1 protein-coding gene is annotated in these 233 nt (G+C 56.2%); it reads right to left on the bottom strand.

The annotated features are described in order from the left end of the window. Positions 1-233 (bottom strand): hypothetical protein (locus FDX22_RS22160; RefSeq protein ID WP_146717778.1); only part of this gene is annotated, 233 nt, incomplete at both ends.

Below are 233 nucleotides of genomic sequence, written 5' to 3'. Positions count from 1 at the left end.
CTGTGTACCCGGTTCACCGATGGACTGTGCCGCGATAACGCCGATTGCTTCACCTTTGTTGATGATGTGGCCACGCGCCAGGTCACGACCGTAGCAGTGCGCACATACACCAAAGTCGGTGTCACAAGATACGACGGAACGGACTTTGACGGAGTCAACGGAGTTCTCTTCCAGCAGATCACACCACTGTTCGTGCAGCAGCGTGTTGCGTGGAACCAGAATGTCCGCCGTAC

Source organism: Citrobacter sp. TBCS-14, assembly GCF_005280805.1.
Lineage (GTDB): Bacteria > Pseudomonadota > Gammaproteobacteria > Enterobacterales > Enterobacteriaceae > Citrobacter > Citrobacter gillenii.
This window is presented reverse-complemented; position numbering and strand designations above follow the sequence as displayed.